7 protein-coding genes are annotated in these 6,097 nt (G+C 56.8%); 1 reads left to right on the plus strand and 6 read right to left on the minus strand.

Annotated elements, in window-relative coordinates:
- Window positions 1–211: 211 nt before the first annotated feature.
- The 3 genes from HMPREF1224_RS42515 to HMPREF1224_RS0112680 all read right to left on the minus strand — a co-directional run bounded on the left by HMPREF1224_RS42515 (window position 212) and on the right by HMPREF1224_RS0112680 (window position 3,568).
- Window positions 212–667, minus strand: coding sequence for a hypothetical protein (locus HMPREF1224_RS42515; protein ID WP_010794255.1), 456 nt, complete (start codon window positions 665–667; stop codon window positions 212–214).
- A 534-nt stretch (window positions 668–1,201) separates the two neighbouring features.
- On the minus strand, window positions 1,202–1,729 hold the full coding sequence (locus HMPREF1224_RS42520; protein ID WP_010792717.1) for a hypothetical protein: 528 nt from the start codon (window positions 1,727–1,729) through the stop codon (window positions 1,202–1,204).
- A gap of 1,224 nt (window positions 1,730–2,953) precedes the next feature.
- Window positions 2,954–3,568, minus strand: a complete 615-nt coding sequence (locus tag HMPREF1224_RS0112680) for a hypothetical protein (RefSeq protein ID WP_177327125.1) — start codon at window positions 3,566–3,568, stop codon at window positions 2,954–2,956.
- A gap of 102 nt (window positions 3,569–3,670) precedes the next feature.
- Between HMPREF1224_RS0112680 and HMPREF1224_RS45030 the strand changes: the two genes are divergently transcribed.
- The gene (locus HMPREF1224_RS45030; RefSeq protein WP_224396990.1) at window positions 3,671–4,372 is read left to right on the plus strand and encodes a YcbK family protein; all 702 of its coding nucleotides are present in this window, start codon (window positions 3,671–3,673) and stop codon (window positions 4,370–4,372) included.
- 15 nt (window positions 4,373–4,387) lie between these two features.
- On the opposite strand, the gene HMPREF1224_RS42530 is transcribed toward HMPREF1224_RS45030, so the two are convergent.
- The 3 genes from HMPREF1224_RS42530 to HMPREF1224_RS45815 all read right to left on the minus strand — a co-directional run bounded on the left by HMPREF1224_RS42530 (window position 4,388) and on the right by HMPREF1224_RS45815 (window position 5,935).
- Complete coding sequence (locus tag HMPREF1224_RS42530; RefSeq protein WP_010794257.1) at window positions 4,388–5,050, minus strand: YiaD family glycine zipper/OmpA-like lipoprotein; 663 nt, start codon at window positions 5,048–5,050, stop codon at window positions 4,388–4,390.
- A gap of 75 nt (window positions 5,051–5,125) precedes the next feature.
- Window positions 5,126–5,407 carry a hypothetical protein gene (locus HMPREF1224_RS42535; protein WP_010792720.1) on the minus strand — a complete coding sequence of 94 codons (282 nt, stop codon included), beginning with the start codon at window positions 5,405–5,407 and terminating at the stop codon, window positions 5,126–5,128.
- A gap of 18 nt (window positions 5,408–5,425) precedes the next feature.
- Window positions 5,426–5,935, minus strand: coding sequence for a hypothetical protein (locus HMPREF1224_RS45815; RefSeq protein WP_201265726.1), 510 nt, complete (start codon window positions 5,933–5,935; stop codon window positions 5,426–5,428).
- Window positions 5,936–6,097 lie beyond the last annotated feature (162 nt).

Genomic DNA, 6,097 nt, shown 5'->3' on the forward strand with positions numbered 1-6,097 from the left:
GTGCTGGCGTGCGCCGCTGATATTTCTTTGGCGACGATACGAACCATTACGCTATCGGTAATGAGTCCATAGAAGGTGCCGTGCAACTCCAGAGGATGTGCAATTCGATTCAAGAACTGGCTCCGTGTTTCTGATCTCCACAGGGACGAACATACAGCATTGGTGCATGGTCGCCCCTTCAAAAACGGCCACTCAAGGTAGCCCCGTATCATCATGCTGCTTGGGTTTGGCTCTCAGCGGCACTGCCCTTGACTTTGGCCAGTTTCTCCATGAAACCAGCCAGGGGCATGTCCTGCAGATCTGAAATTCGATCGCCCAGAATCGACCAGCGTTCTTCTTCCTCCATGGCCATGTACTGGCTGCGATAGCGGCATCCATCCAGGATGAGTTCAGTCGCGGTCGCGCGGTCAACTACGAAGACGACCTTGCCATCAAGCTTCAGGTTCTCCCTTGCAAAAACCTCAGAGATGCTGTCTTCCGGGTCTAGCGTGGCGTAGAAGCGGCCGCGGAGAAAGTCACCTTGGAACGTGGTCTGGCCCAGTAGTGGGCGAGCTGCATTCATCAAGATGTGCCCTGAGGGTGTCTCGGTTCCGTGATCCAGGTTGGTAGTAACCGCAACCGGAGCATGGGCCAGGAAGGAAAGCAGGTTGGATTGAGCGTATTGCATGGGGAGGTCCTCTGTCTGGGATAGGCCCAGTATCAGCAGGGAAGGGCTGTGCCAGAACCGCTGTCGGAATTTCACAGGGTCAACTTGACGTGCATCGCTCAAACGCTTCTGTACCTTGGACGCATCACTGGTGACGCCAGATCCCTGGCAAAGAGAGGCCCCCTTGATACGTCGACTTGCCGTCATGGCAACCCTTACCATCGCTGCCGGTTGCAGCTCCCACGCTACGTCGGAAACTCCCACGTCCTTGAATGGCCAGGTATCTGCGCAGCCCACTCCCTTGACTGCAAGCCAAGCCCGTTCGTTGGCATTCGATGACTGCAATTACATCGTCGACCACCTGGCTAGCACCCACAAAGATTCCGCACGGGCTCGAGCGTTGAATTACTGCATGGGCGTGGACGTCGCTAAGTTCGGCATGAACTGATCTGGTAGATCAGCCAAGAAAAGAAAACCCCGCACCTGTGAAGGTAGCGGGGTTTTTGTTGGCTCCAACTTTGTAATCCAGCAAACCGAAAGGCCAGCTGGTGACATTCAAGCAGCGGATGCGTACTTGGCGTCGATGTTTTGGAACTGATCCAGCATTTCCCGGTAGCTGATCTCGCCGCAATTGTGCCGCGTGATGAACTCCAGGCGCTCGCACCCTTTCTTCCACTCGACCGTAGATGCAACCCGATCGAGGGTATCTGGAGATGCCACCATACGAAAACCGGCGCAGAAGGCGTCTGATACGACTTCGTCCAGAGTTGTGCAGGTGTGATGGGTAATCCAGCCGTGCAGACCGAAAGCCTGGTAGCGGAATTTACCGGGTTCTGAGGCATCAGGAAGAACCAGCGCCCATTGGTTCCCGGACCAATGTTTGAGGATCAACCCTACGCCAACCCGGTCCAGTTCGTTGTACAAGGCGGTCAGGGCTTCGTGCCGCTCCATACTTTCCCGGAGCATTTGGCGGACCGAAGGCGATAGACCAGCTTGATCGGCATGGAGGTCTTCGCCATCCCCGAAGGTTTGGCGGACCGCCCTTGCCTGCTCGATGAAGCGATTTCGAAGGTCTTTATCCATGAGAACTCCAAGGGAGCACTCAAGCCCAGGGCATGATGTGCCCCGGGTAGGGTTAGAGGACGCGCCGGCGGATGCCAGGGCGCTCGAACCACGCTATGCGCGGTGTGCTGCTCCTGGCCAACCAGGTTGTCTTCATCCACAGATTGACTTCACGACATGGCCGGCCGGAAAGGCGCACGTCATCAGGCGAGCAACTTGAGAGTTGCCCGACAGGTCTCACTTCGAGGATTTGAGTAAGTCGACTGTAGTCGAGTCACTCGGTGTGCACGAATGTGCAGTGGTTGGAGCCAGCGGTGACTCCCCGATTGAAAACTGAAACTCGGGTCTCAGCCGGGGCCAGATGAACACCCTAGAGTTCTAGCGCGTACATCTGGTGCTTAAAGTCCAAGGACTCAAGCAGGAAGCATGTTTTTTGTATCACCACGCCCTACCCATCGCAAGTCAAACTGAGGCCTATTTTCTCACTCTAACGCGGTCGAGCCCGGTTTAGAGGTATGTACTGCGAGTGTTCGTCTCTCAGTACCCGGCCGAGGCTCCATCCTTCCTCAAGCGAAGCCAGGTCATCCCAGGCGATCGGGGTCAGACTGGCATTCCACCCTGCCTTAACGTCGCTGGTGTAATGGAGCGATCCATCGGGATGAAGCCGGACTATCAGTGCGTCTGGCGGTGATTGGATGTTGTGTCGACGAGTGAATCGGAAGCAAGCCGAGCATTCACCGCCGCCGGAGCACACATCGAAATGACTACCCCACTGAGCAATGGCCGTATTCATCGATTCCCGAAGCCCTGCAAATGTCCGCGGCCGGAGTGCGCAGCGGGGTTGAGGGTCAATCGAATCGATGCGTAAGCGATTCCTTCCGTCGCCATCAGGGCCACGCGGATCGCAGCTTGGGCCTTCCAGGTATATTGGCACTGTGGTCTCCTCAGGCAGCTGTGGCAATGGTGCTGGTTGGGCAGGAGCGCTCTGCCAGGCGCAGCTTGCGTGCTAGATCCTTGTCCGCTCGCCAATCGCTTGGCGTGTACGAGGCGAACACCGGAGGGCAGCCTGGCCGGCTGAAACGTAAGTGTGTTCCCCGGGTGATGGAGATTTCCCAGAGAGGATGTGCTTTCTGTAGTTCTCGGAGACGTTTCATGTGATGGGATTCCAGTTTGAGTACGCCCATCGTGATGCTCGAGGATCTGTGCCACCAGCTGATAAAAATCAGGCCCCGAAGGGCCTAACATTCAGAAGTCGATCGGTGATTCTTGGGGGCAGCGCGCCAGATGCAAGCCGAGTTGAATCGAAGCGATCTCGGCCAGGTCCTCTTTCGTTAGGGGGGCGTCGCCAATCGCCAGGCCAGAACGAAGTACGTGTGCACCATTCTTTGCCTGCCAATCGATCGCGACAAAATGAAGCCCTGGAACTTCGTTGAGCGGAGGAGCAAGGCCCCAGGTCTGCGTGGTCCGCGCGAAGCTGGCCAGGCAAGCGATTACCGTATTTCTCTTGCCTAGATCTCGCTGAGATGCCTCCGGAAGGGAGTCGAATTCGGCGACTGTGCCGAGATACTGCTCGAACGGCTTGTGTTTCGGATCTTGTCGAAGCAGTTCCGCGATGATCCCATCACCAGTCACTACAGAGCGATAGAGATCCTGGGAAACCATTGCGGCCAGTCGAGGACCGCGGTGAATGTTCACAGAGTAAAACCAGCATCGAACTGCAGAAATGGCAGGGGTCTCCGGGTCCATCTCCCAGCCTGATTTCTCCATAGCGGCTGCGACACGCTTCCGCATCGCTTCATTAAGTTGGTGCATCGAGGTACCTATCATCTGGTTGGGAGCACCGATCTTGGCATTATCCAAGTGTGCCACCAGCTCGGGAAAAGCCGCGGTCGTTTTGAGTTGAATGACGAGATGCGCCAGCTATCGTGGGCTCCGACTTTCGGAGTTCATCGGATACAGGCGTTGAAACCATCGACCATTACCCGACGGCAACTGCTTGCAGCATTCCTCGCCGCGCCAGCCGCACTCACACTGGGCCAAGCCCTCGGCAGTGTCCCCTCAGGACGTAAGTACGATTGGCGCGTAGTAGCGCTCAACCGAGATCGTTGGCTTGATCTTGAAAGGCCAGATAGCGGTGAGAAGGCCTCTTTCTGCTACTTCCGCGGAGGGAAGGGCTGGGACGTTGGTGGATACCAGAAAGCCTGCAGCATCCTGCGAGACGTGAAATTCAAATCAACCGTTCGCATGAGCCCGAAGCTACTTGATCTGCTTTACCTCATCCAGGTCTGGTTGAGGATCAACCGACTGCCCTACAAGATCCTTGTGAACAGTGGGTACCGCACCCCACAGCACAACTCCAAATTGGAGGGCGCAGCCAAGCAATCACTTCATATCAAGGCGATGGCCGCGGATATTCGCATACCGGGCTTGTCCGTCGACAACCTGGGAAAGCTGGCCCAGGCTATTGGCGTCGGAGGTGTGGGCTTCTATCCCACGAAGGGATTCATCCATGTCGACGTCGGCAAGGTTCGAACCTGGCGCGTGGCCGAATCGACCGTCCTGGAGCCAGAACACTGGATTGTGGAGCTACTCGATCCTTCGACCGATGCTCAGTGGCTGGCCAACCTTGCGCCTGATTGGCCAGAACTTGAAATGCTCGCTTGACCTTCAGCAGCCGCCCTAGATTGCGCTTATTCGCAACTCCACCCGGCGATTGGCTTGGCGACCGGCGGGTGTTTCATTTCCTGCGACCGGCATCGTATCGGCCACCCCGCGAATTGCAATCCGGTCAGCCTGGATTCCACCTGCGTAAAGGAACTGTCCAACCGCATGCGCTCGGTTGTAGCTGAGGCGAAGGTTATTTTGGAACGGCCCGGTGTTGTCCGTATGGCCGGTGATTTCAATGCGAAGGTTACCTTGGTTCCGCAGCGATTCGGCCAGTCGCGCCAGGGACGGGAAAGACTGACTTTGCAGATCTGCCGATCCAGTGCTGAACGTAATGTCCGCAGGCGCGCTCACCACGAGTGCCTGGGTGGTGTTCGCATCATCCACCTGCTTTTCAACGGTGAGGCCTGTCCCTTTCAGCTTTGGCTCTAGTTCGCCATGCTTACGGTCGAGGATGAGCCCGGTGCCACCGCCGATACCAGCACCAATTGCCGCACCAATGAGGGCTGCACGACTATCGCCGATCGCCGCGCCAATTAGACCGCCTGCAACAGTCCCTACTACGGCCCCGACGGCGGTCCGGTTAATTTCACGCTCACCGGTCATGGGGTTGGTCGCACAGCCGGCCAGGCAAGCGAGCATTACGAGGACGCTGAAGGGTTTGAGCAGTTTGTTCATGCTGGAGCTCCTTGAGATGGAGCTCCATGTTGATGGTAGGCAAGGTGTGCCAGAAGCAGCCCCTTGCAATACCCTTCAGCAGCCGATTCCTTGCGCCAGGCGATTGCAGCGCAATGCCAGCTTGTGCTGGTAGTCGGTCCCGGTGCAGGTACTCTCAAGTCGAATGAGTTGCTCCAGAGTGACTGCCTGGTTACCCGCTTTGTGGACCGCTTCGGTCAGGCTGGTGCACATCCTCACCACGTAGTTTGGCGCGCTGTACTGGGGATGGCGCGAAAAGTCGTCCGCATCGTGGCCTCGTTTGGTCAACGCTTGCTGGATAATGCTCGAGTACGGTTCGTTTACGGATTGAGTGCTCATGGATTGAGAGTCCTGGAATCAGCCAGCAAAGTGAGAGTGGGCCGTAGTATCCACCACACGGTAGGCCACGATTTGAGCGTGTGGGTTGTAACCACTGTGGTTCCAACCGAAGGCCTGTGCACTGCCGGTGTGCCGCTGGCCGTTGCGGAAGATCACTTCGACTTGGCTCGCTTCACTGAGCCCGTGTGGAAGGTGAGGACCTGTGACAGGCGATCCACCCCAGGTCAGGTATCCATCCTGCAGCGCAGCTTGCAGTGCTTGCTCGGCGATTATGTTCTGCACCAGGTCGAACTCGGCGCGTGCTGCTGCATCTCGAGTCTCAAAGATGAAGTCGCCTTCCTTGCCCAAGTCGGTGCGGCGGCGGTCACAGACAATACGCCACTTACCGTCCGGATAGTTGTTGCTGACGCAGCCGCAAGCCCCGCTTGGGTAACGAAGATTGGATACATACCAGCCTCCATGACGCCACTTCGAATAAAACGGTGTCCAGCTTTGGTCTTGGGTTTGGTCTCGTTGAATCGGTTGCATTATCTACCTCAGATGAAGGCCTTGTTGGATGGAGTAATCCTGAGGGTGACGGTTGTGTGCCAGTATCCTCAGCACAACCAGAGCGTCTATCGGGTTAGCTTGAAGGGCCACCCGCAGTCGAAATTTGTCTCACCCATTGGCTTCGCCTGAGGTGAAAAGAAA

The sequence above is a fragment of the Pseudomonas sp. P179 genome, assembly GCF_000478485.2.
Taxonomy (GTDB): domain Bacteria; phylum Pseudomonadota; class Gammaproteobacteria; order Pseudomonadales; family Pseudomonadaceae; genus Pseudomonas; species Pseudomonas aeruginosa.